Here is a 23,364-nt window from a genome sequence, read left to right as displayed (position 1 = left end):
CGTTGCCCGCAAGTAACCGACTCACAGGTATAAATATTCTGGTTACTCGCCCAGCACATCAGTGCGCATTTCTTGCAGACGGCATCCGTGCTATGGGTGGTAACCCGATTTTGTTTCCGGTGCTGGAAATAGCGGATGTGGCAGATTTAACACCTCTGATCGATTTAATTAATCGCTTGGATGAATTTGATTGGGCGATCTTTGTCAGTCCCAATGCGGTTAACAAGGCCATGCAGTTGATCAGCAAGCAGCGTGCATTGCCTTCCCATCTGAAAATTGCTGCTGTCGGAAAAGGCAGTGCAGATACTTTAAGGCAGTATGGTGTCAACGAAGTGCTTATTCCAACTGAGCATTTTGATAGTGAAGCATTACTCAAGCAAGCACAATTGCAAGATATGGCCGGTCAACGCATTGTTATCTTCCGTGGTAACGGGGGCAGGCAATTATTGGGCGATACACTCATGCAACGCGGCGCGCTTCTCGAGTATGCCGAATGTTACCAACGTAAGAAGCCGGATGTCGATATAGCACCGTTATTGGCTGCTTGGTCACAAGGTGAGATACATGCTGTGATTATCACCAGTAGCGAAGGATTGCATAATTTATTTGACATAATAGGTAAGCTTGGCCAACAATTGCTGAAATCGACTCCGATTTTTACAGCACATGAACGTATTGCTCAAACTGCAAAAGATCTTGGGTTGGAAAGAATTGTGAAAACACCGCCTACTGGAGATAAGGGTTTGCTAGAAAGCCTGCAGGTGTACTTTAATTCGTAATCAAAAGCAGTACAGCTTAAAGAAAAAGATATGGAAGAAAGCACTCAGAACAAAGCTAAATCAGGACATTCCATCACATCGCTGCTATCCGCCATTATTGGCGTCCATGTCATTTGTCATCTACGATTCAATATCAACAATTGTCGATTCTACCGTAACGAGGAGAACATATGAAACTGATACTCTGGCTATTGGCACTTTTTACTGCCGCTGTAGCTGTAACACTTGCTGCTAAATACACTACAGGGCATGTTTTATTAGTCATGCCACCTTATGAACAAAAACTATCACTCGATCACTTCATTATTGGATTGATAGCAGTATTTTTTGTTTTTTACATGTTGGTTCGACTTGTGTTGGGGATTTTTGGATTCAGTCAACGGCATCGTCATAAAAAAACAGATGTCATGTTACTGACTGGACTCAAAGCCTACTTTGAAGGTGATTATGCTAGAGCTCAGAAAAATGCTGCCACTGCTTTAAAGTTAGCCGATGCACCTATAGTGACAGCGATTAGTGCTGTTATTGCAGCGCGTTCAGCCAATGAGCTCGATGAAACTAAGGCGCGTGATCAATATCTCGTCACAGCAGTTAATAAAGCACCCAGTGAGAAATCACTGTGCCTTATCGCTAAAACTGATTTTTTACTGAATGATGGCCTTTATAAAGAAGCGCTTGAGACGCTGCAATCATTGTATGCAAAGGGTGGATTACAACCGTCTTCCGCGCTTCAGCTTGAGCTGAAGGCGCAGCAACAAGCTAAAAACTGGGACGCAGTTTTAGAATTGACTGATGTACTCGCAAAGCGTCAATCAATCAATAAAATTTTGGTAAAAAAATTAAGACATGATGCACAAATGGAAAGTATCAGAAGTAAAGCTTCTGACCTACAGTCGCTGGATCAATATTGGCAGCACATGCCCCCTCTGGAGAAAATGGACAGCAAGCTCGCTGTTGCAGCCACACGCGCATATATTGCTTTGGGTAACTGTACTACAGCGCATCAAATTATTGAGCAGAATGTTCCCATTACATGGGATAACGAACTGATCGAACTCTATGCAGAGTGCCTGGATTATCACGTTAATAGGCAAATTGAGTGTGCTGAAGTTTGGCTCAGATCGCATCCCAATAATGCGCAATTGCTACTCACATTGGGTAAGCTATGCACACATTGCGAACTATGGGGTAAGGCGCAAAACTATTTAGAAGCAAGTTTGTCTGTTGAACCTGGGCAAAAGGCTCATTTTGCACTCGCTCAGTTAAATGAAAAATTGGGTAAGCGTGAATTCGCGATGGATCATTATAATAAAGGGCTTGAATTGACACTTAAGCAATTAAGCTAAAATAATCCCTAGGATTCCTGCGCAACTTCGGGGTTACTGGTTGACGGCGTAAACACATCAGAGAAAAAAGCATCTTTAGGTAAGTTACATTGATTGGTAAAGTCATGATAGGCGGCCTTTACCATCACAGGGGCACCGCAAGCGTATATCTGATGTGTTTCCAAACTATGGAAGTCTTGCATGACGGCTTGGTGCACTAAACCTGTTCTCCCCGCCCAGTTGTCAGTTGGCAATGGTTCAGACAAGACAGGAATAAAAGTGAAATTGTCATGTTCTTTCTGCCATTTATCCGCTAATTCAATCAAATATAAATCAGCTTTTGTACGAGCACCCCAGTAAAGAATCATTTTTCTTTTGCTGTTTCGACTACTTTCCTGAAAAAAGATATGCTCAAGAATACTTTTGATGGGCGCAAACCCCGTGCCGCTCGCTAAAAAGATGATCGGAGTCTCTTCAGGCGCCTCACGTAAAAAGAACGAACCTAAAGGTCCGGTGAAACGCAGCATATCCTTAACTTTCATGCCAGTAAACACATGTTCAGTAAATGCTCCTCCTGGATAATTACGCGCGTGCAATTGCAGAAATTCATCATCATGCGGTGCGTTTGCCAGAGAAAAACTGCGGCGCTTTCCATCTTTAAGCAGAATGTCGATATATTGTCCGGCAAGAAACTGCAATCGCTGATTAGTCGGAAGTTTCAAAGAAATGACCATCACATCGGGAGCAACCAGCTCAAGCTTATGCACACGACATGGCAATGTTTTAATTTCAATATCTTTAGTAGCGCCGATTTCATGGCATTCAATCACAAGATCGGATAATGGAGAAGCACAACAAAATAACGCCATGCCGGCTTGTTTTTCTTCTTCGGTCAGAGTTTCTTCATTATAACAACCGTAATCCACCGTGCCTTGTATGACTTTACCTTTGCAGATTCCACAGGAACCATTGCGACAGCCATAGGGAAGCGAGAAACCTTCGCGCAATGCTGCTTCAAGAATAGTTTCACCGGATTCGACTTTTAGAACATGCCCACTGGGCTGAATAATGATTTGATGCAACATTGAGTGGCAGGCAAATAAAAAATATAATAATTAAAAACAAATAGCTTATATGAAAAAAACACTGTTAATGGTTGGTTGTGGTGATATTGCCCTACGTGCAGCACCTTTATTACAAAAACACTATCGAATTCTTGGCTTATGTCGTAGCTTAGATAGCTTTAACCGTTTGCGATCACACGGCATTATTCCAATTTACGGAAATTTAGATTGCCCGAAGAGTCTTGGGAAACTCGCTGGAATTGCACAACTAGTAGTACATTTGGCTCCTCCACCCAACCAAGGGCTACACGACCGCAGGACTGTACACTTACTGTCTGCACTCTCCAAACGAACACAAGCGCATGTCGCGATTTTACCACAACGCCTTATCTATATCAGTACCAGCGGGGTTTATGGAGATTGTGATGGCGCGCTTATTGATGAAGCTCGTCCTGTTCGCCCGGAAAATGATCGAGCGATACGACGCGTTGATGCCGAGAGACAAATACGCGATTGGGGAAAGCGAAATCGGGTTTCTGTTTCCATTTTACGCGTACCAGGTATTTATGCAGTAAACAGACTGCCATTAACACGCCTGCGCGAAGGCCATGCTACATTATTAGATACCGAAGACAGTTACACCAACCATATTCATGCGGATGATCTTGCTCGAATAATTTGTGCAGCGTTGCGATATGCAAAACCATGTAGGATCTATCACACCAATGATGATTCCCAACTAAAAATGGGGGAATACTTTGATCTGGTAGCGGATCATTTCGATTTTCCTCATCCGCCACGCATCACCCGCAATGAAGCCAAAGAACGTATATCACCCGGCATGTTCTCTTTCATGAAAGAATCCAGGCGACTTAATAATTCACGCATGAAAAAAGAATTGCATGTTCGCCTGTCATATCCAACCGTCTTGGAAGGCATCAAAGCTGCCAAGTTGGAGATCAAAAAGATTTGAAATTCAATTCCATGCTCATCCCAATTTTCGATAATGCATGCTCAGAATTTATAAAACTGTGCCGTTAAGCTCCGCACAACTTCAGAATAATTTTTTAAGCTTTACTATTAATCACCACAGTAAGTTTGAATTTTTACAATATTCTGATTCTTCAAGTGTATTCCGGATCTCTAAGGAGCTGATCTATTATGGCGACAGTAACAGCGCATACAGAAAAAAAACTAAAAGAAATCAATTATTCGTGGGAAGGTAAGGATAAAGCCGGCAAGCAAGTAAAAGGTGAAATGCGCGCAGCCGGAACGGTTATCGTTACTTCCACACTCCGTCGCCAAGGTATTAAAGTAACCAAAGTAAAGAAAGTTCAGTCCAGTGGCAAAATTACAGGCAAGGACATAACGCTATTTACGCGTCAGTTGGCTACCATGATGAAATCCGGTGTGCCACTACTACAAGCTTTTGACATAGTCGGTAAGGGGCACAGCAATCGTGCCGTGGGTAAGTTATTGATGGACATTAAAGCAGATGTGGAAACCGGGAGTAATTTGGCCGATGCATTTCGCAAATATCCACTTTATTTTGATGCTTTATTCTGTAATCTGGTTGGAGCGGGAGAAGCTGCGGGTATTTTAGACAGCCTATTAGACCGTTTGGCAACTTATAAAGAAAAAATTCAGGCCATTAAGGGGAAAATCAAGTCCGCGCTTTTTTACCCTATCTCAATTATTGTGGTTGCTTTTATCATTACCGCAGTCATCATGATTTTTGTAATCCCTGCTTTTAAAGATCTTTTTGAAGGATTTGGTGCTGAGTTACCTGCTCCGACATTGCTGGTAATGACTATTTCGGATTTTTTCGTGGCTTATTGGTGGGCCATTCTAGGTATTCTGGGCGGTGGGATTTATGCTTTCTTCTATGCTTGGAAACGTTCCATTGCAATGCAGCGCGTTATGGATCGGCTGGTACTCAAGTTGCCGATCTTCGGAGAGGTCATTCGCAAAGCCACGATTGCACGTTGGTCACGCACGCTGTCGACCATGTTTGCCGCAGGTGTTCCGCTGGTTGAATCATTGGATTCCGTTGCTGGTGCAGCGGGGAATTATATCTATTATGAAGCAACCAAAGGTATTCAGGTTGAAGTTAGTACAGGTAATAGCTTGATGTCTTCCATGGCCAATGCCAATGTATTTCCCAGCATGGTGATCCAAATGGTTGCTATCGGGGAAGAATCCGGTTCCCTTGATTCCATGTTAGGCAAGATTGCCGATTTCTATGAAGCAGAAGTAGATGATGCTGTTGCCGCACTTTCAAGCTTGATGGAACCGATGATAATGGTCGTACTGGGAACCCTAATCGGAGGTATGGTCATTGCAATGTATTTACCGATCTTTAAAATGGGTATGGTTGTTAGTTAAACTCAACCTTCGAGAATTTATCTTTTACTGAAACAATCCGCCATGTCACTCATATCCATCTTGCAAGACACACCTTCTTTTTTAATTTCATTCGTTACAATCATCGGATTGATGATCGGTAGCTTTCTAAATGTGGTGATATATCGCTTGCCAGAAATGATGCAAAGAAACTGGCTACAGCAATGTGCCGAGTTACGCGGTGAATCCATTGAATCACAACCCGCATTTAATCTCATCACCCCCCGTTCAGTATGTATCCATTGTGGACATAAAATAACCGCATTGGAAAATATTCCGATTATTAGTTATCTTGCTTTGCGAGGACGTTGTTCTCAATGCCATACACATATTTCTCTGCGTTATCCTGCCATAGAAGTAATAACAGCTTTTATGAGTGGTTTTGTTGCCTGGTATTTCGGCTTTGGTTTTATCACGATCGCAGCGCTAATTTTTGTATGGGCATTAATTGCATTGGCTACCATTGATATCAATACACAGTTGCTGCCTGATGATATAACACTGCCCTTGTTATGGATGGGCTTACTTGTCAATATGAATAATGGCTTTACTGACATTTATTCGGCGATTATTGGCGCTATGGCAGGTTATCTTTCCTTGTGGGCGATTTATTGGGGGTTTAGACTGATTACAGGAAAAGAAGGCATGGGATATGGTGATTTCAAGTTGCTAGCCGCTATCGGCGCATGGTTGGGATGGACCATGCTGCCACTTGTCATTCTTTTTTCATCACTGATTGGTGCTATCGTTGGTATTGGATTGATTATTGCCGCTAAGCTTAAAAAAAATATCCCCATTCCATTTGGCCCCTATCTGGTTGGAGGAGCCCTGATTGCTTTATTCTGGGGTGATAAACTAAACCACGCATACTTTGGATTGTTTTAATCAATGACTTTTATCGTTGGACTCACCGGAGGAATCGGTTGCGGAAAATCAAGTGCCAGTAAATTTTTCTCTGATTTAGGTGTTGACGTTATTGATACCGATGTAATTGCTCGAGAACTAACCCAATCGGGCGGACCGGCCATTAGCATGATACAAGAAGCCTTTGGAAATAGTTTCATTACCTCTGAAGGTGCTCTAGATAGAAACAAAATGCGCGACTTGGTTTTTTCAAATAGCGCTGCACGGCTCAAGCTCGAAAAAATCCTTCATCCGCTTATTCTTCAAGAAACAGCACTGCAAATTGAACAGAGCCGTTCTCCCTACATCATCATCGTTGTGCCGTTATTATTTGAAACAAATGATTACGGCAACATCATTCAACGAATTCTGGTCGTCGACTGTGATGAGCAACAACAACTCTCACGCACCATGGCGCGTAGCCATTTGTCGCAGCAAGTGGCAAGAACCATCATGGCGGCACAGATCTCACGAAAAATTCGCTTACAGAAAGCAGATGACATCATTATCAATGACCAAGATATTGATTATTTAAGAACACAAGTGCTTCGCCTGCACCATCAATATCTTTCTCTTGCAAAGAATTAGCCTGGTATATAGAAAGCAATAAATAATTACTTCGAAAAATTAAATTTTTATTTGTGAAATGCTCCTGCTTCGGGCAAGATTCTACTCTTCCAATCTTCCTTATAGATGCGTTTTGACCTTGATTTGCTACGAGCACCCACTGAATGAGCGTATCCGTACCCTGTTACGGTTAGAGGATTTGTTTAATAAAATCGATTTCTTTTCAAATAGAGACTCAGCTACCGAGCATCATGCTTCACTGATTGCATTGTTTGAGATTCTTGAAATTACCAGTCGTGCAGACATCAAGTCAGATTTGTTGCAAGAGCTCGAGAGACAAAAACAAATACTTGAAATGTTACGCAAAAACCCAAATGTCTCAGAAACAGCACTAAATGAAGTGCTGGATAGCATTAAAATCACTTTTAGAGAAATGCTGGATCTGCCTGGAAAGGTTGGTGAGCACTTGCGTGAAAATGAATGGCTGATGGCAATCAAACAACGAATCGGAATTCCAGGTGGTTGCTGTGCATTTGATTTGCCCTTCTATCATTATTGGTTGAATTTAGATCCTACTCATCGCCACAAAGACTTTAATGACTGGCTGGCGCCATTTCAGCCCGTACGTAATGCCTTTGGAATCGTACTTTATTTATTAAGAAAAAGTGGCAGAACCTCAAGGGTTGTGGCGAATCATGGGGTTTTTCAGCTAACTGGATCAGAATATGCAGCGCATATGCTAAGACTTACCATGAGTGATGATCTGCCTTGTGTGCCTGAAATCAGCGCGAATAAATACGCGTTGAATATCCGCTTTACCCCTTCTCAATCAGGCCAAAGAAGCAAAGCATATGAAGGTGATGTCTCATTTGAAATCACCTTCTGTAATCTATAGTTAATCGTTAATATATTCTATTAACCTAATGCAATACGATGATTAATCTGGCCAAGTGACTGCTCAACTTGATCAACTAGAATGAGGCATAATTCGCCAGCTTTTAGGTTTGATAGTGCCGCATCAATTGCAATAGCCTCTCCGACGATTTCACTGATTTTTTGCGTGCGCTTGGCATTACCTAAGCCTTCTCGCAGTAGAGTTAATACTTCCCCGTCTGCGCGCCCACGTTGGCATTGGTCTTGATATAGCACAACTTCATCAAATGCATCGCCAAGAATTCTAGTTTGCTGACGAATATCCTCATCACGACGATCGCCAGCGGCACTAATAACAACAGAGCGTTTCTTCGATGGAATATTATCAATCGCACTGACAAGTGCCTGTATTGCATCCGGGTTATGGCCATAATCGGCAATCAAGGTAGCATCGCGGTAATTAAACAGATTGAAGCGACCGGGTGCTGTCTGTGCATCGTTTACAAAACTGGATAAGCCGGCGCGAATAACGGACCAATCCAAGCCAAGCGCCCAGCCTGCTCCAACAGCAGCCATTGCATTTTCAATTTGGAAATGAATACTGCCATTCTTGGTGAGCGGAACTTCATTCAGCGGTATCCGATGCTCGCCGTCTTCTCCTAAAGCGACAATGCAACGATTTTCAACATAAATAACACGTTTTTGTTGCGCGCGGTGCATTGCTATTATAGGGTGATGACTATCACGCGCAAAGAAAATAATCGAACCAGGGCAGTGATCGGCCATACTTGCAACCAACGGGTCGGCTGCATTAAGCACAGCATAACCCGTTGATTTTACATTCTGCACAACAATTCGTTTAACTACAGCTAATTCCTCTGCCGTGTTGACATAAGCCATGCCCAGATGATCACCCATGCCAATATTGGTGACAACGGCAACATGGCAACGATCAAAGCCTAAACCTTCGCGTAACAGTCCGCCACGTGCAGTTTCTAGAACAGCTGCATCTACATCCGGGTGAAATAGGATATTTCTTGCACTTTTAGGACCACTGCAATCTCCCGTATCAGTACAAAGTCCATCAATATAAACACCATCAGTGCACGCAAGACCAACACGTTTGCTATCTTTATCCAATACATTGGCAATCAGGCGAGCTGTTGTTGTTTTACCGTTTGTGCCTGTCACAGCAATCACTGGGATACGTGCGTCATCTCCCTCAGAAAACATATTGTCAATGATGGCTTCACCTACAGCGCGCGCCTTACCGAAAGAAGGTTGCAAATGCATGCGTAAACCGGGTGCCGCGTTGACTTCAATAACACCGCCTCCTTGCTCTTCCAATGAAAGTGCTACATTGTCGCAAACAACATCAACACCGCAAATATCTAAACCTACGACTTGTGCAGCTGCAACCACACGAGCCGCCAACTCAGGATGAACATTATCGGTTACATCAGTAGCGGTTCCACCTGTCGATAAATTGGCATTATTGCGCAAAATAACTCGCATTCCTTGAGCGGGAACTGATTCAGCAGTTAATCCCTGTGCTGACAGATGCGCTAAGGAGATTTCATCTAAATGAATTTTAGTCAAAGAAGAAACATGACCTTCGCCACGCCTTGGATCACGATTAATCTGATCGACCAATTGACGAACGCTGTGTAATCCATCACCAACGACTTGTGGTGGTTCACGGCGTGCCGCAGCAACCAGCTTATTACCGACAACTAACATACGATAATCATGTCCAGGAACATAACGCTCAACCAAAACATTGTTACTGAATTCGGCTGCAATCATATAAGCAGCTTTCACTTGTTCAGCATTGATAAGATTGACTGTTACACCTTTGCCTTGATTGCTGTCTTGTGGTTTGACAACTACCGGAATACCGATTTCAGAAGCTGCCCTCCAGGCATCTTCAGCGTTTTCTACGTTGCGACCAAGTGGGACAGGTATTCCGGCAGCGTGCAGTAACGTTTTAGTTAATTCCTTATCTTGCACAATTGATTCCGCAACAGCGCTGGTCATATCGCTCTCAGAAGCCTGGATACGACGCTGCTTACTACCCCAGCCAAATTGCACCAAGCTACCTGCAGTCAAGCGACGAAATGGAATGCCACGCGCAACTGCAGCTTGAACAATAGCGCCTGTACTCGGGCCAAGACGTATATCTTCATTGAGCTCACGTAAACGAAACAAAGCATCATTTAAATCAAAGGCAATGTCTTCGATAACAGCATTACATAGCCCTTGTGCCAACTCAAAAGCAAGTCGACCGACTTTTTCTTCACTATATTCGACAATGACACGATAGGTATTAGCTTCCGGTGCCTTGGCTGTATGGCTAAAGGTTATTGGACAACCGGCTTGTACTTGCAAATAAAGTGCAACATGTTCAAGCATATGAGCCGGTGTGATGACTTCATGATGGTCTTCGGGGCGAGGGGTGGGAATTTCCGTAAAGCGTTCACGCAATCCCGCCTCAAAACCAGATAGGGTATTAATATTATTTTCAGATTCAATACAAAGAACGGTAGCTTCAATAGAGGTATGCTGACTCCATAAATTGGGTCCACGCAATGCACGAATACGTAATACTTTCATAATTTAATTCCTTGAGTTTGTAGGCCGATTGGGAAATTCTGATTTTCGGGTTTGTATTTTTTTTGACTGAATCCAAAAGTTGCGATACCGGTACGTATGAGATCAGGTTCGATGCCTAATGCCCATGCAGCTCCGACAGCAGCCAGGATATTTTCTATTTCTTGAGCACCATGCTCGTCACTATCTGAGGTGATTTCCTGCAATTTAATCAAGGGCAATTCATAAGAGCCGGTGACCAATGCGATTGAGTCATCGCGTAAAATTACAGCACGCTTACCCACGGTAGAGCCGGTTCCTTGAGTACGATGCTGAATAATTGCTGATAGGTCTGGTTCAATACTGAAGAAAATAACCTCACCATGGCATAATTCTGACATCTCAACCAACATTTCAGATTTGGCGTTGAGTATTGCCGCACCAATTGGTAGTTGTATATCTTTTTCCACATCATCAACAGCCGCTGCTGTAGGTGTTACAACATCGACTTGTGTACGAAGCACGTTATACACTTGCTTAAGTGTTTCGATGCCATGATGGCCAAAATGATGAGTCGGATCGACATTAGTGATAACACCGACTTGGCAACTGTCATAAGCTAATCCTTCGTTCAGGAGGGTATCAAAGCCATTCTCAAATACAGCAGCTTCCGCAGTTGGATTCATTAAAGTACGATTGGCCGCGGCCCAATTGGCACTGTTGTTTTTATCAATTTTCCTGTAATCGAGATAAAGCCCATCACTACATGCCAATCCGGTTTGTTTGCCAGAAAGTATGAGCAACCTGGCAACAAGATAAGCGACTGCTGTTTTGCCATGACTACCCGTGATGCCTACAATGGGAATACGGCCGTTGTCTTTATCCGGAAACAGATGGCTAACGATTGCTTTGCCAACGGGGCGAGGTGTACCTACGGCAGGCTTAATATGCATCAGCAAACTTGGACCGGCGTTTACTTCGACAATCGCGCCACCTTGTTCACTCAATGGACGGGAAATATCGTTGACCACTAAATCGATACCCGCAATATCCAAACCAATGACACGGGCAGCCAGCGATGCGATAGAGGCAGTACTAGGATGGACTTGATCCGTTACATCAAATGCATGGTTGCCATTACGCTGGATCAAGACCTTAATGCCAGCTGGAACAGTTGAGTCACTTTGATAGCCTTGATGGGCTATTTCCATTTGCGCAGCACTATCCAGACGGATCAGATTGAGTGGGTGATCCTCTGTCGTTCCACGGCGTGGATCAGAATTGATTTGAGATTCAATCAATTCAGCAATCGTTGAAATACCATCTCCAATTACTGATACTGAATCGCCGCGTGTAGCAGCGACCAGCTGTCCACCAACAACCAATAATCGATGTTCAGTGCCTGTAATATAACGTTCAACTAATACACCGGTACCTTCATTCAATGCGATGTGGTAGGCCGATTCAATTTCTTCACGGTGGTTTAATTCAATGAATACCCCCCGTCCATGGTTTCCGTCACAAGGTTTTATGACTACCGGCATACCAATATCATTAGCTACTTCCCATGCGGCCTCAGCACTTTCGACAATACGTCCTTCTGGAACAGGGACACCGCACGATTGTAACAATGCTTTCGTTAGATCTTTGTCACGGGAAATGCTTTCTGCGATGGCCGGTGTCCGATCTGTTTCTGCTGTCCAGATGTGACGGCAACGAGCGCCATATCCTAACTGTACGAGATTTCCTTTGGCAATAAGCCGGGTGGCTGGAATATTGCGCGCTATCGCAGCATCCACAATACAAGCTGTGGAAGGGCCAAGCCAGAGCGAATCAACTAGATCCCGGAGGTTCTGGATAGCACCCTCGACATCATACGATGGATTATCAGATTGCTGAAAGTTCATGGCTGCCAATATCAATTCACGCGCGGAATACAAAGCGGTTCGTGTAATTTCTGCATGCCATGCACTTAATGCAACTTTATATACACCACGTACCGAGGTTTCGCGAGCTCTGCCAAAACCGCCACGCATCCCAGCCAGATTTTGTAGTTCCAAGGTGACATGTTCGAGAATATGGCAAGGCCACGTGCCTTCTTGTACTCGACGCAAGAAACCGCCACGTTCTTCATAACTGCAACGATGTTCAATCAGTGATGGAAGCCATGCCGATAAACGCTCATAAAAGCCTGGAATCGTATCGGAAGGAAAATCTTCGAGGGCGCCAATATCGACGGTTGCTTCAAGGGCAGGATAGTAGGTCCACATATTAGGACCATTCAAGTGTTTGATCTCAAGAAACTTAATATCTTTTACATTTTCGCAATCTGGATTTGAGTAGTTAGACATAACATTGATATCAGGAAAGAGATATCGTATTAACGCTGCTCAAACCAATTGGTTTACATAAAAAGAAAAATAACTCTCAAACACATTACAGAAAATGATCCAATAGCTTACGACTATGACGATCAAGTGCCAAGCGGTCACGAATCAGAAAATGAATACCATGACTATCTGTAATCATGAGTGATGATGTTGTTAACCGGCGAATATCTTCTTCACCCTTGAGAATAAAGGTGACTTCACCACGATCTGTTTCAGCTTGCCAAGTACTGGGTGTAATAAAACCTGAAACCTTGAGTAAACGCTTTATTTCCGGCATGAATTCACGGTTTGCAAGTTCTGCTTCAATGAGTACGCGATAATCTTCTGGTAAATCAATTAATCGCTCTATCCACACCAGCTCATGGCCATGCGAATCAATCAGGGCGATACCTTGATCGGGATTGGTAATCGGAAATGATCGTACCGGAACTACGTCTTCCTGTGGGCCGGACTTATTCGTAAAAACCAATCGTCCATAAGTATTCCGGCTTAACTGATAATCAACCGTATCGCTCATTTAAGTTCCCCTGCAGCACTATGCTCCACGACAGAAACAAATGCTCGATCCTCAGTATCCACATTACGTGCCTGAGCTTGATACAAGCGATAGTAATACCCTTCCCGGGCCATCAATTCAGCATGATTTCCAATTTCGACGATTCTGCCGCGATCAAGAACAATCAAACGATTGGCTTCACGCAAAGTCGACAGGCGATGGGCAATGGCAATGGTAGTGCGGCCACGCACCAAATTATCCAGTGCCTTTTGGATATCTTTTTCGGTGGTAGTATCCACCGAAGAAGTTGCTTCATCCAGAATCAGAATGCGTGGATTAATCAATAGTGCGCGAGCGATTGAGATACGCTGACGCTCACCGCCAGAAAGGGCTTGCCCACGTTCACCTACAAGTGAATCATAGCCATGCGGTAGACGCAAAATAAACTCATGTGCATGTGCCGCACGGGCTGCGGACACAATCTCCGACGGTGTTGCATCCGGCTTGCCATAAGCAATATTCTCCGCAATGGTGCCATAAAACAGAAAAGGTTCCTGAAGTACCAAACCGATATGCTTACGATACTCAGCGATCGGTAGTGTGCGGATGTCATGTCCGTCAATCAGGATTGTTCCTTCCGTGACATCGTAGAAACGACAGATCAGATTAACCAGGGTACTTTTTCCCGAGCCACTGTGTCCGACTAAGCCAATCATTTCGCCAGGATTGATAACCAGATTGATGTCTCGTGTAATACTGCGCGTTCCATACCGGAAGCCGACATTGCGCAATTCAATGCGACCTTGCACTGTCGGCAAATGCACAGGGTTCGCTGATTCCGGAACACTGGAAACATGATCCAGAATATCAAATATGCGTTTGGTTCCAGCTGCCGCCTTTTGCGTAATTGAAACAATACGGCTCATCGAATCGAGTCGAATGTAAAAACGACCTATGTAGGCAAGAAAAGCTGTAAGTACCCCGACTGTAATTTCATCTTTAGAAATTTGCCAGATGCCGAATACCCAAACGATCAATAAACCGATCTCGGTCATCAGCGTGACCGTTGGTGTGAATAAGGACCAAACTCTGTTTACACGATCATTAATGTGCAAATTACGCTGATTGGCGGCATGGAAACGCGCCGCTTCTCTTTTTTCCTGTGCAAATGCTTTAACTACTCGGATACCCGGAATAGTATCTGCAAGCACATTGTTCACCTCAGCCCATATACGATCAACCTTTTCAAAACCGATGCGCAGTCTGTCACGAACCAGATGAATCAGCCATGCAATCACCGGCAGAGGTGCGAGCGTCACAAGCGCTAACCAAGGATTGATGGATACCAGAATCAGAGCGGTCATACCAATCATGATGACGTCGGTGGCGAAATCGAGTAAATGCAGTGAAAGGAAAAGATTAATACGATCGGTTTCAGCGCCGATGCGCGCCATTAAATCACCGGTACGCTTGCCACCGAAATATTCCTGGGAAAGATTAAGGAGATGTTCGTAGGTTGTGGTGCGCAAATCGGCACCGATGCGCTCGGAAACCAGTGCCAGCATATAGGTTCTTGCCCAACCCAGCATCCAGGCAAGCACCGCCGCACCTAACAAACCGGAAAGATACAGCTTTACCAAATCGGTATTGATCGGCTGACCATTTTGGTAAGGTATCAACACATTATCCATCAATGGCATGGTTAAATACGGCGGTACCAATGTTGCAGCTGTACTGCATAAGGTCAACAGAAATCCGATAAGCAAACGCCCCTTATACGGCTTTGCGAAACGCCACAATCGCAATAATGTCCAGGTGGAAGGCGGCGCATGGTTTTGCTTGTCACAGACCGGACATTCATCCTGATCAGCGGATAAAAGAGCGGCGCAGTTCGGACATTGAGCTTGCGTATGTGTTGCTAAGGGTAATTTACCGGTAAGCTGATAATCAAGCTGCTGTCTAAAGCATTCGATGAATCGATTTGCTGCGGTATCATTACCTAGCCGATAACGCCAATAGGCAAGCCGCGTATGTGCATCAAATAGCTCAAGACAACCGACACCTGCATGATCCCGTTGTGTCAGCGATAAGCCTTGCTGATAGCGCCATTCTTGCCAAGCGCCATCATTTGCCATTTTGGCTAGCAAGCGTTTGTTGGTGACAGCAACAAGACCCTCAGCAAAATGCAACTGTGTATTAAGATCAATTTCAATCCAAGCGAGTACGCTCTCATCGTCAGTCAATTGTGACGAAAGCTCACCACTCCAGATCAATGATAATTTATCAAGTGATGAATGAAGAGTTTGTTGCATTCGCTAAGCTGCAAGAAAATGTAAGATAAGAATATTTCCAGAAAGAATTCAAATGAGATACTAGAGGGAAATTAGAAACAATCTAAAATTATTTATTGGAATCCAACCATTCATTAAGCTCAGTATTAGCACGAGTATCTGTCGGTAAACCATCAGCCAGTTCAGATTCATTATCAATATGGACATCTGTCGTCGGTATGTCATCAACCAATTCAGGCTCATCATCAATACGGACATCTGTCGGTATGTCATTAACCTGTTTAGATCCGTTGTCAATGTGAGCATCTGTCGATAAGTCATCAACCAGCTGCAGTACATTGTCAATATAATCATCTAACGATAAGTCATCACCCAATTCAGGCTCATTGTCAATATAAGTCTCAGTCGATAAGTCATCAACCAGCATCGTGGTTGATTTGCCTTTTTCCAGGAATTGCCAATAAGTCGTAGACACCACTGCAAAAGCAAGCAGCGCTATCAATAGCAATAACAACTTCCCGGTATTAAAATGCTCGTCATGTCCGCCGTAAACGGAGGTGCCATTGCCGGAATTAATGATCTCCAACGCGGGTTGGCAATTTTCCAAAGCTGCGCGACGAGCAGATTGCAATCGGTACAAGGTGCTCTGTTTAATAGTTTCATTAGCACCAAAGTCTAGCAACCTGGCAATTTCTCTTCCCATCTCTTGTTCGTTCATAATTTAACCCCTTTCTCCCCGAGTATTTTGGCCAATGTATGGACTGCACGAGAGCAGTGTGTTTTTACACTTCCTTCCGAACATTTCATAATTACAGCAGTCTCCGCTAAACTCATTTCTTCCCAGTAACGCAGTATGAACGCTTCGCGTTGACGTGCCGGAAGAATTTCCATAGCTTTTTCTATTAAACCAATCAGTTGCGCGCTCTCTAATTGCGCATCAGGTTCTTTAGCAAAGTTGGATTCCTGTTTTATCTGCAAAGTTTCGAGAATATCGAAATCTTCCTGATTTTTATCCCGGTCACCGGGCGTAAATGCCGAAAACAGCGTCGTCCATAATGAGCGGATTTTTTGTCGGCGATAGTAATCGCGAATGGTATTCTGCAGGATACGCTGAAACAAAAGTGGAAGCTCTTCGATCGGTTTCGAAGCATATTTTTGTGTGAGTTTCATCATGGAATCTTGCACGATATCCAATGCCACATGTTCATCATGAACCGCAAACCAGGCCTGTTTATATGCACGCCTTTCGGTTTCGGTCAGAAAATCTGAAAGTTCTTGTCGAGTAGCCAGGGCACCAACCTTTGCTTATATTTAAAAAATTAAAATTAATTTGTACGAAATCTTTCGTACAATGACTTTAAGAGCTATTCTATTCATATTTTACTGAATAGACGGTAATCTAAAAACTATTTAAAACAATGAGTTGTTTTTATGCAACAACGCACACGCATCGTCAATTGTCCTCAATGTTGTAAAAAAGTGGTATGGGAGTCACATAATCGTTTCCGCCCATTTTGTTCTGAACGTTGCAAAATAAACGATTTGTCCCAATGGGCGCAAGAATCTTATCGGATTCCAGAGTCGACAGAGCCTGAAAAAAAACAGGAAGAAAAAGATTGAGTTGTTCAGCATGCTACGTCGCAGGGGGGATTACTTAACGGACTTACGATCCCGCGCATCATCGCTATTCCATGTGCCCCCATTTCCTGAGCTATCGTCAAATCTTCTTGGTGTAACCCACCCAATGCATACACCGGTAATGAATAGTCTCGGATCAGCGTGGCAAATCTTCTCCAGCCCAATGGAGATAGTTCTGGGTGACTGAGTGTAGTTTGAACCGGACTCAACACAACAAAATCGAGCCCCAATTGCTCCGCAGCAAAAAGTTCCTCTGCATTGTGACAGGATGCGCCACATACGCCATATTCCAGATCAGGGCGGCATGGCAATGACATGAGTTGTGATGACGTAAAGTGCACACCATCGGCACCGATTTCGCGGGCTAACACTGCATCGCTGTTTATCAGCACTCTTGCCTGATAAGCGCGCGCAAGTGCAAGCACTTGCGTTGAAAATTCCCGTAACGAATCTTGCGCCATGTGCTTCTCGCGGACCTGCAGCAAACGTAATCCATTTTGTAATGCTTGTTCAATTTGTATCAGCGCAGACTCAATACCGATCTGCGTTGCCTGTGTAATGGCATAGACTGGTGGCAGCAAAAGCGCTTGCAAAATAGGTCCGTTGGCGGGCAGGATAGGAGATACCGCAACCTGATGAGGTAATTGCCAGAACAAACCTTGTTTTTCCCTCGGTGAAAGCCTACCTTCCCATTCCACCACACGAAAAAAATGCAAGCGCACCGTTGCATGTGAGTAAGTGAAAACTCGTGTTATCCAGGGATGGGCGTGGCGAATATGAACACCTAATTCTTCCCACAATTCACGTTCCAGCGCGTGCAGCAGTGATTCGTTTTTTTCAACCTTGCCACCGGGAAATTCCCAATAACCGGAATAGATTTTGCCTCCAGGTCGGCGCGTCAGTAAAAACTGACCATCCGGTCGCAAAATTACAGCCGCGACAACTTCGACGATTGGTGTTGATTCATTAATAGGTGTGAATAAATGGTTCACTGGCATGGATTGTTACCAACCGACTTTTGCCTACCGGCCAGATCCCGTGCAAATTGCCAAGCCACCCGTCCGCTACGCGAACCGCGCTCCAGTGCCCATTGCAAAGCTTCGGTGCGTGCTAGAGAAGTCATTTCATGGATGCCAAAATAAGCCAACCAGTAACGCACTATCTCCAGATAGTGCTCCTGGTCGAAAGGATAAAACGACACCCACAAACCAAAGCGCTCCGACAAGGAAATTTTTTCTTCTATCGTTTCACTAGGATGCACTTCCTCACCAATATGTCGCGTATCGAGATTGTCGCGCATAAATTCTGGTACCATGTGACGCCGATTGGATGTGGCATAGATCAGAACATTATCGGAAACCGTAGCGATCGATCCATCCAGCACCACTTTCAGCGCCTTATAACCCGGTTCGTCGGTTTCAAAAGACAAATCATCACAAAACAAAATAAAGCGCTCCGGGCGCTGATAAATCTTTTCCACGATGTCATGCAGATCGACGAGATGGTGCTTTTCCACTTCGATCAGGCGCAGCCCATCGTTTGCATATTTATTCAGTAATGCCTTAATCAGTGAGGATTTTCCCGTACCACGCGCGCCTGTCAGCAACACATTATTGGCAGAAAATCCCTGCACAAACTGTTGCGTATTCTGATCAATCCGCTGCTTTTGATCGGCAATGCCACATAATGCATCTAACGTAATTCGATGAAGGTGTGCAATCGACTGGATATATCCAGTATTGCCCTGTTTGCGCCAACGAAAAGCAATCGCTGATTGCCAGTCAGGATCTGGTGGCGCTGGTGGCAGAAGTTTTTCCATAAGATCAAGCAGCTTGTCTGCCCGCTCATAGAGTTTGTCGAAATCATTCATGGAATACTGATCTTAACTGCGATAGCTCGCATTAATCTTGACGTAATCATAAGAAAAATCGCAGGTCCAGACAGTAGTAGATGCTGAACCGCGATTCAGCACGACACGCACGGTAATCTCAGACTGATTCATCACGCGTTGTCCATCCTCTTCGCGATAATGCGCTGCTCTGCCGCCTTTTTCCGCAACCAGCACATCATCCAAGTAGAGTTGAATGCCACTCACATCCAGATCATCAATTCCGGCATATCCAATCGCTGCCAGAATCCTCCCCAGATTCGGATCGGATGCGAAGAAAGCGGTTTTGACCAATGGCGAATGTGCGATCGCATAAGCTACATTGGTGCATTCATCCGTGTTCTTGCCAGCATCCACTTGCACGGTAATAAACTTGGTTGCACCTTCACCATCACGTACAATCATTTTCGCCAGTTCGACAGCAACAGCGGTAATGGCTTGCTGCAACTGATTAAATTCTTTGCTACTTTGCAGGGTAATTTCGCTGTGCCCAGCTTTCCCGGTAGCCAGTACGATGAACGCATCATTGGTGGAAGTATCGCCGTCCACCGTGATGCGATTGAACGAATGATCCGCGGCGTATTGCACTATCTCCTGTAGCAAATCCTGACTGATGACCGCGTCGGTCGCAACATAACCCAGCATGGTCGCCATATTCGGGCGGATCATGCCGGAGCCTTTGGCGATGCCGGTAACCGTCACTGTTTTTCCATCAATCTCTAACCGCTGGGATGCCGCTTTCGGTACGATATCCGTGGTCATGATCGCCTGCGCTGCGGCAAACCAGTTATCCGTTCTGCAATTAGCAACGGCCGAGGGCAGGCCTTTGACAATCCTGTCTACCGGCAATGGCTCCATGATCACGCCCGTTGAAAACGGCAATACCTGCTGCGCCGTGCAGCCCAATAGTCTGGCTAGTTCAGAACAGGTCGCCAGCGCATGCTGTATTCCTGATTCACCAGTCCCGGCATTGGCATTGCCGGTATTTATCAGCAGGGCGCGAATGGGCGGCTGCGCTAAATGTTGCTTTGCCACAATCACCGGCGCAGCACAAAATCGATTCTGGGTAAAAACACCGGCGACTTTCGTGCCTTCATCTAGCACCATCACCAGCAAATCCTTACGATCAGGCTTTTTAATACCGGCCTCAAAAATGCCAAGAGTTACACCATCGACGGGCGAGAGTTGTTCGGGGAGTAGGGGAGAAATATTAACAGGCATGGTAAATAATCAAGTCATTTTAAAATGACGCTATGCTACCGTATCTTTGCCAGGGTTTTCTAAAAAATTCTCATGATGGTATTGATAACTTTAAGGCCGCTGAGCAGTTTGGCTTATCCCTTAACAGAGTAGTCGGTTTTTTTGGATCACGGTACTTATCTGGATTCCATCCGGATAATCCGATCAAATCATTTGCTAAAAGCCAAAGTAGTCTTTTTTGTTCTCTAGCAGATCTCGATTTGTACATTGACTGAACAGCTTAAGTAAGCTAGTATTAGCCCTTTTTTTGAGTGCAGATAATCAACGCTGTCTGTTCCTAAGATAGAAATGGTATGTCTTGGATAAAAAATAGACCGTTAAGTTTTGTGCTAAGAGTGCAGTTGCTTCTAACTCTGGTTGTGGTGATTATTTTTGTTTTTTTGTCTGATTTGCAAAGTGCAGTATCAGCAATTCTAGGAGGAATGGTTAGTTTGATATCCTCCGCAGTGTTTGCAATAATTATCTCCCATCATAAAGGGTATACAGCTGATGCGGCAATTAGAACTGCAATTAGAGCTGAAATTGTTAAGATAGGCTTAATTGTGATTTTGCTGTGGGTAGTGTTCAAGAATTTTGAAAGTGTTAATGCATTCGCATTCATCGGAACATTTATCCTTACTGTTTTGGCTCATAGCATGGCGTTGTTTGTATCTGATAATATAAAAACAAGGTGAATTAATAGTAGAAATAGAGCAGGTACGCATGGCATCGGATACAGAACTTACTCCAACATCATACATTGATCATCATCTGACCTATTTAACGGCGCAAGTCGGCGAAGGCTCGTTCTGGGTTCTGCATGTTGATACGCTGGTTACATCCGTGATTCTTGGTGTTATCAGTCTTGGGTTTATATGGCTGATTGTGCGCAAAGCAACATCTGGCGTGCCATCGAAGAGTCAGGCATTTGTCGAGCTTGCTGTCGAGTTCATAGATAATGAGGTGAAGAATACATTTCATGGTAACCGGCATGTGTTTGTTGCGCCAACAGCGCTAACAATATTTGTATGGGTGCTGATGATGAATGCTATGGATATTCTGCCAATAGACATTATGGCGTGGATCTTGGAACATGCATTTGGTCTGCACAACTGGAAAATAGTGCCAACTACGGATGTCAACACAACTTTTGCGCTGGCCCTTTCAATATGGTTCCTGATGCTTTTCTTTAATGTAAAGGTCAAGGGGTGGGGCGGTTGGATGCATGAGCTCTTTTGTACGCCATTTGGGAAAAGTCCGTTGTTGTGGATACTGAATCTGCTATTTAATTTTATAGAATATGTATCCAAACCTTTGTCTCATTCTCTGCGACTTTTTGGGAATATCTATGCAGGTGAAATTATTTTCCTGTTATTGGGTATGTGGGCAGCAACCGGAGTGTCAGGTACAATCTTTGGTTCAATACTCGGGGCGGGTTGGGCGATATTTCATATCTTGATAGTTACCTTGCAAGCATTTATCTTCATGATGCTGACGGTGGTATATATATCCATGGCACATGAATCTCATTAAATTTAGAAGCTTTATTTTTGTTGCATATTATTAATCTTAACAGAAGGGAACTAAAATGGAGAATTTGCAGTATTTGGCAATGATTCAAGCGTATACCGGAATAGGTATTGGTTTGATGATCGGTCTTGGGGCAGCTGGAGCATGTATCGGCGTGGGTGTGATGTGTAGCCGTTTTCTTGAAGGTGCTGCGCGCCAGCCAGAGATGATACCTACCTTACAAGGGAAGGTGTTTCTGTTGCTGGGTTTGACGGATGCATCTTTTATTATTGCCGTCGGTTTGGCTATGCTGTTTGCATTTGGTAATCCATTGCTGGCAGTGATTCAATAATAATGTTGTTGTGGTTTAGATCAGATATTACAGGCTTGTCATGAATATTAACTTTACTTTAATTTCTCAGGCGATAGCCTTTTCGGTATTTATTTGGTTCACTGTTAAGTATGTATGGCCACCGTTGCTGCGTGCAATAGAAGAGCGTCAAAAAACAATTGCTGATGGTCTGGCCGCTGGGGAGCGCGGTCGACATGAATTGGAATTGGCAAGTCAGCGCTCATCTGATGTATTGAAAGAAGCTAAACAGCGGGCCTCAGAAATAATTTTGCAAGCTGAAAAACGGGCTACGGAAGTTGTTGAAGAGGCTAAAAGAACGGCAAAAGAGGAAGGTGATCGAATAATTGCTGGCGCTAAGGCAGATATAGAGCATGAGATGTTTAGTGCAAAAGAAGCATTGCGCCAACATGTTGCACAATTGGCAGTTGCTGGTGCGGCAAAAATTTTGCGTCGGGAAGTCGATGCTAAGGCGCATGCTGATATGCTTGCTTCAATTGAGGAAGATCTAAGATAATGGCCGAAGCGATTACAGTTGCAAGGCCTTATGCAGAGGCAGTGTTTAAATTAGGCGTTGTCAATAATAGTTTGCCTCAATGGTCAAAAATGCTGCAGTTCGCATCAGAAATTGCAGAAAATGATCAAGTAAAGCTGCTCATTGGTAATCCGGTGGTTTCTGCGAAGCAGCTCAGTGAAATATTTCTGGAGATTGGGCGAAGTAAATTTAGTTCTGATGCACGTAATTTAGTAATAATGCTAGTAGAGAACAAACGGATACTTGTGCTACCTCAAATAAGTCAATTATTTGAACAATTGAAAGCGCAGCACGAAGGAGTTGTGGAAGCGAAAATTGTTAGCGCATTTCCAATGGAAAGCAAGCAATTAAAAAAACTGGTTGATGATCTCGAACAAAAATTTAAGCGCAAGATAGAAGCTCAAGTGAGTGTAGATCCTGAATTAATAGGCGGTATTAAAGTTGAAATTGGTGATGAGATTCTTGATGCTTCAGTTCGCGGTAAACTTGAAGTCATGGCCTTTGCACTTAAAAGCTAGGAGTTAAA

Annotated in this window: 23 protein-coding genes; 13 read left to right on the top strand and 10 right to left on the bottom strand. The window is 44.1% G+C overall.

Translation table 11 applies throughout. The annotated features are described in order from the left end of the window. The first annotated feature begins 2 nt into the window (after positions 1-2). Together Q0K92_RS08215 and Q0K92_RS08210 are read left to right on the top strand one after the other, a co-directional pair. Positions 3-779, top strand: coding sequence for a uroporphyrinogen-III synthase (locus tag Q0K92_RS08215; protein ID WP_297325322.1), 777 nt, complete (start codon positions 3-5; stop codon positions 777-779). A gap of 170 nt (positions 780-949) precedes the next feature. After that, positions 950-2,125, top strand: a complete 1,176-nt coding sequence (locus tag Q0K92_RS08210) for a heme biosynthesis HemY N-terminal domain-containing protein (protein WP_297325321.1) — start codon at positions 950-952, stop codon at positions 2,123-2,125. 8 nt (positions 2,126-2,133) lie between these two features. Here Q0K92_RS08210 and Q0K92_RS08205 read toward each other — a convergent pair whose 3' ends face one another. After that, the gene (locus tag Q0K92_RS08205) at positions 2,134-3,189 is read right to left on the bottom strand and encodes a CDP-6-deoxy-delta-3,4-glucoseen reductase (RefSeq protein ID WP_297325320.1); all 1,056 of its coding nucleotides are present in this window, start codon (positions 3,187-3,189) and stop codon (positions 2,134-2,136) included. A 49-nt stretch (positions 3,190-3,238) separates the two neighbouring features. Between Q0K92_RS08205 and Q0K92_RS08200 the strand changes: the two genes are divergently transcribed. The 5 genes from Q0K92_RS08200 (at position 3,239) to zapD (ending at position 7,936) form a co-directional block, all read left to right on the top strand. Next, positions 3,239-4,141 (top strand): SDR family oxidoreductase, encoded by a 903-nt coding sequence (locus Q0K92_RS08200; RefSeq protein WP_297325319.1) that lies wholly within the window; start codon positions 3,239-3,241, stop codon positions 4,139-4,141. 188 nt (positions 4,142-4,329) lie between these two features. Further along, complete coding sequence (locus tag Q0K92_RS08195; RefSeq protein ID WP_297325318.1) at positions 4,330-5,553, top strand: type II secretion system F family protein; 1,224 nt, start codon at positions 4,330-4,332, stop codon at positions 5,551-5,553. A 42-nt stretch (positions 5,554-5,595) separates the two neighbouring features. Then, positions 5,596-6,456 (top strand): A24 family peptidase, encoded by an 861-nt coding sequence (locus tag Q0K92_RS08190; RefSeq protein WP_297325317.1) that lies wholly within the window; start codon positions 5,596-5,598, stop codon positions 6,454-6,456. 3 nt (positions 6,457-6,459) lie between these two features. Continuing rightward, the gene (coaE, locus tag Q0K92_RS08185) at positions 6,460-7,062 is read left to right on the top strand and encodes a dephospho-CoA kinase (protein ID WP_297325316.1); all 603 of its coding nucleotides are present in this window, start codon (positions 6,460-6,462) and stop codon (positions 7,060-7,062) included. Between the two features lie 118 nt (positions 7,063-7,180). Further along, complete coding sequence (zapD, locus tag Q0K92_RS08180) at positions 7,181-7,936, top strand: cell division protein ZapD (RefSeq protein ID WP_297325333.1); 756 nt, start codon at positions 7,181-7,183, stop codon at positions 7,934-7,936. A gap of 20 nt (positions 7,937-7,956) precedes the next feature. Here zapD and cphA (Q0K92_RS08175) read toward each other — a convergent pair whose 3' ends face one another. From cphA (Q0K92_RS08175) to Q0K92_RS08150, 6 genes are all read right to left on the bottom strand, one after another. Beyond that, positions 7,957-10,527 (bottom strand): cyanophycin synthetase, encoded by a 2,571-nt coding sequence (gene cphA, locus Q0K92_RS08175; RefSeq protein ID WP_297325315.1) that lies wholly within the window; start codon positions 10,525-10,527, stop codon positions 7,957-7,959. Beyond that, positions 10,524-12,854, bottom strand: a complete 2,331-nt coding sequence (gene cphA, locus Q0K92_RS08170) for a cyanophycin synthetase (RefSeq protein WP_297325314.1) — start codon at positions 12,852-12,854, stop codon at positions 10,524-10,526. The genes cphA (Q0K92_RS08175) and cphA (Q0K92_RS08170) overlap by 4 nt, the downstream gene beginning before the upstream one ends. An 85-nt stretch (positions 12,855-12,939) precedes the next feature. Beyond that, positions 12,940-13,410: a DUF1854 domain-containing protein gene (locus tag Q0K92_RS08165; RefSeq protein WP_297325313.1), complete on the bottom strand. Its 471-nt coding sequence runs from the start codon at positions 13,408-13,410 to the stop codon at positions 12,940-12,942. Further along, positions 13,407-15,701, bottom strand: a complete 2,295-nt coding sequence (locus Q0K92_RS08160; RefSeq protein WP_297325312.1) for an ABC transporter ATP-binding protein — start codon at positions 15,699-15,701, stop codon at positions 13,407-13,409. The genes Q0K92_RS08165 and Q0K92_RS08160 overlap by 4 nt, the downstream gene beginning before the upstream one ends. 88 nt (positions 15,702-15,789) lie before the next feature. Continuing rightward, positions 15,790-16,398 carry a DUF3619 family protein gene (locus tag Q0K92_RS08155; RefSeq protein ID WP_297325311.1) on the bottom strand — a complete coding sequence of 203 codons (609 nt, stop codon included), beginning with the start codon at positions 16,396-16,398 and terminating at the stop codon, positions 15,790-15,792. Further along, on the bottom strand, positions 16,395-16,970 hold the full coding sequence (locus Q0K92_RS08150) for an RNA polymerase sigma factor (RefSeq protein WP_297325332.1): 576 nt from the start codon (positions 16,968-16,970) through the stop codon (positions 16,395-16,397). The genes Q0K92_RS08155 and Q0K92_RS08150 overlap by 4 nt, the downstream gene beginning before the upstream one ends. Positions 16,971-17,111: 141 nt before the next feature. Between Q0K92_RS08150 and Q0K92_RS08145 the strand changes: the two genes are divergently transcribed. Continuing rightward, on the top strand, positions 17,112-17,300 hold the full coding sequence (locus Q0K92_RS08145) for a DNA gyrase inhibitor YacG (protein ID WP_297325310.1): 189 nt from the start codon (positions 17,112-17,114) through the stop codon (positions 17,298-17,300). A gap of 5 nt (positions 17,301-17,305) precedes the next feature. Here Q0K92_RS08145 and Q0K92_RS08140 read toward each other — a convergent pair whose 3' ends face one another. From Q0K92_RS08140 to argJ, 3 genes are read right to left on the bottom strand one after another with little or no spacing between them, the layout of a single operon-like run. Next, positions 17,306-18,316: a Nudix family hydrolase gene (locus tag Q0K92_RS08140; protein WP_297325309.1), complete on the bottom strand. Its 1,011-nt coding sequence runs from the start codon at positions 18,314-18,316 to the stop codon at positions 17,306-17,308. Beyond that, positions 18,307-19,188, bottom strand: a complete 882-nt coding sequence (locus Q0K92_RS08135; RefSeq protein WP_297325308.1) for an ATP-binding protein — start codon at positions 19,186-19,188, stop codon at positions 18,307-18,309. Before Q0K92_RS08135 ends, Q0K92_RS08140 begins: the two co-directional genes overlap by 10 nt. Before the next feature lie 12 nt (positions 19,189-19,200). Beyond that, positions 19,201-20,427, bottom strand: coding sequence for a bifunctional glutamate N-acetyltransferase/amino-acid acetyltransferase ArgJ (argJ, locus tag Q0K92_RS08130; RefSeq protein WP_297325307.1), 1,227 nt, complete (start codon positions 20,425-20,427; stop codon positions 19,201-19,203). A 332-nt stretch (positions 20,428-20,759) separates the two neighbouring features. Here argJ and Q0K92_RS08125 point away from each other — a divergent pair, with 332 nt between their 5' ends. Genes Q0K92_RS08125 through Q0K92_RS08105 form a run of 5 tightly spaced genes read left to right on the top strand, consistent with a single transcriptional unit; the run spans position 20,760 to position 23,356 of the window. Further along, on the top strand, positions 20,760-21,140 hold the full coding sequence (locus Q0K92_RS08125) for an ATP synthase subunit I (protein ID WP_297325306.1): 381 nt from the start codon (positions 20,760-20,762) through the stop codon (positions 21,138-21,140). A gap of 28 nt (positions 21,141-21,168) precedes the next feature. Next, positions 21,169-21,978, top strand: coding sequence for a F0F1 ATP synthase subunit A (gene atpB / locus Q0K92_RS08120; RefSeq protein ID WP_297325305.1), 810 nt, complete (start codon positions 21,169-21,171; stop codon positions 21,976-21,978). 55 nt (positions 21,979-22,033) lie between these two features. After that, on the top strand, positions 22,034-22,306 hold the full coding sequence (gene atpE, locus Q0K92_RS08115; RefSeq protein WP_013646518.1) for a F0F1 ATP synthase subunit C: 273 nt from the start codon (positions 22,034-22,036) through the stop codon (positions 22,304-22,306). Positions 22,307-22,346: 40 nt separating this feature from the next. Beyond that, positions 22,347-22,820 (top strand): F0F1 ATP synthase subunit B, encoded by a 474-nt coding sequence (locus Q0K92_RS08110; RefSeq protein ID WP_297325304.1) that lies wholly within the window; start codon positions 22,347-22,349, stop codon positions 22,818-22,820. Next, positions 22,820-23,356, top strand: a complete 537-nt coding sequence (locus Q0K92_RS08105; RefSeq protein WP_297325303.1) for a F0F1 ATP synthase subunit delta — start codon at positions 22,820-22,822, stop codon at positions 23,354-23,356. The genes Q0K92_RS08110 and Q0K92_RS08105 overlap by 1 nt, the downstream gene beginning before the upstream one ends. The last annotated feature ends 8 nt before the right edge of the window (positions 23,357-23,364 follow it).

This window comes from Nitrosomonas sp., from assembly GCF_024282095.1.
Taxonomy (GTDB): Bacteria; Pseudomonadota; Gammaproteobacteria; order Burkholderiales; family Nitrosomonadaceae; genus Nitrosomonas.
Note: the sequence above shows the minus strand (reverse complement) of the source record. Positions and strands in the feature narration are given on the sequence as shown.

Coding starts and splice junctions, on each gene's coding strand:
- Q0K92_RS08210 (WP_297325321.1), top strand. CDS start 950: ATGAAACTGATACTCTGGCTATTGGCACTTTTTACTGCCGCTGTAGCT.
- Q0K92_RS08205 (WP_297325320.1), bottom strand. CDS start 3,189: ATGTTGCATCAAATCATTATTCAGCCCAGTGGGCATGTTCTAAAAGTC.
- Q0K92_RS08200 (WP_297325319.1), top strand. CDS start 3,239: ATGAAAAAAACACTGTTAATGGTTGGTTGTGGTGATATTGCCCTACGT.
- Q0K92_RS08195 (WP_297325318.1), top strand. CDS start 4,330: ATGGCGACAGTAACAGCGCATACAGAAAAAAAACTAAAAGAAATCAAT.
- Q0K92_RS08190 (WP_297325317.1), top strand. CDS start 5,596: ATGTCACTCATATCCATCTTGCAAGACACACCTTCTTTTTTAATTTCA.
- coaE (WP_297325316.1), top strand. CDS start 6,460: ATGACTTTTATCGTTGGACTCACCGGAGGAATCGGTTGCGGAAAATCA.
- cphA (WP_297325315.1), bottom strand. CDS start 10,527: ATGAAAGTATTACGTATTCGTGCATTGCGTGGACCCAATTTATGGAGT.
- cphA (WP_297325314.1), bottom strand. CDS start 12,854: ATGTCTAACTACTCAAATCCAGATTGCGAAAATGTAAAAGATATTAAG.
- Q0K92_RS08165 (WP_297325313.1), bottom strand. CDS start 13,410: ATGAGCGATACGGTTGATTATCAGTTAAGCCGGAATACTTATGGACGA.
- Q0K92_RS08160 (WP_297325312.1), bottom strand. CDS start 15,701: ATGCAACAAACTCTTCATTCATCACTTGATAAATTATCATTGATCTGG.
- Q0K92_RS08155 (WP_297325311.1), bottom strand. CDS start 16,398: ATGAACGAACAAGAGATGGGAAGAGAAATTGCCAGGTTGCTAGACTTT.
- Q0K92_RS08145 (WP_297325310.1), top strand. CDS start 17,112: ATGCAACAACGCACACGCATCGTCAATTGTCCTCAATGTTGTAAAAAA.
- Q0K92_RS08140 (WP_297325309.1), bottom strand. CDS start 18,316: ATGCCAGTGAACCATTTATTCACACCTATTAATGAATCAACACCAATC.
- Q0K92_RS08135 (WP_297325308.1), bottom strand. CDS start 19,188: ATGAATGATTTCGACAAACTCTATGAGCGGGCAGACAAGCTGCTTGAT.
- argJ (WP_297325307.1), bottom strand. CDS start 20,427: ATGCCTGTTAATATTTCTCCCCTACTCCCCGAACAACTCTCGCCCGTC.
- Q0K92_RS08125 (WP_297325306.1), top strand. CDS start 20,760: ATGTCTTGGATAAAAAATAGACCGTTAAGTTTTGTGCTAAGAGTGCAG.
- atpB (WP_297325305.1), top strand. CDS start 21,169: ATGGCATCGGATACAGAACTTACTCCAACATCATACATTGATCATCAT.
- atpE (WP_013646518.1), top strand. CDS start 22,034: ATGGAGAATTTGCAGTATTTGGCAATGATTCAAGCGTATACCGGAATA.
- Q0K92_RS08110 (WP_297325304.1), top strand. CDS start 22,347: ATGAATATTAACTTTACTTTAATTTCTCAGGCGATAGCCTTTTCGGTA.
- Q0K92_RS08105 (WP_297325303.1), top strand. CDS start 22,820: ATGGCCGAAGCGATTACAGTTGCAAGGCCTTATGCAGAGGCAGTGTTT.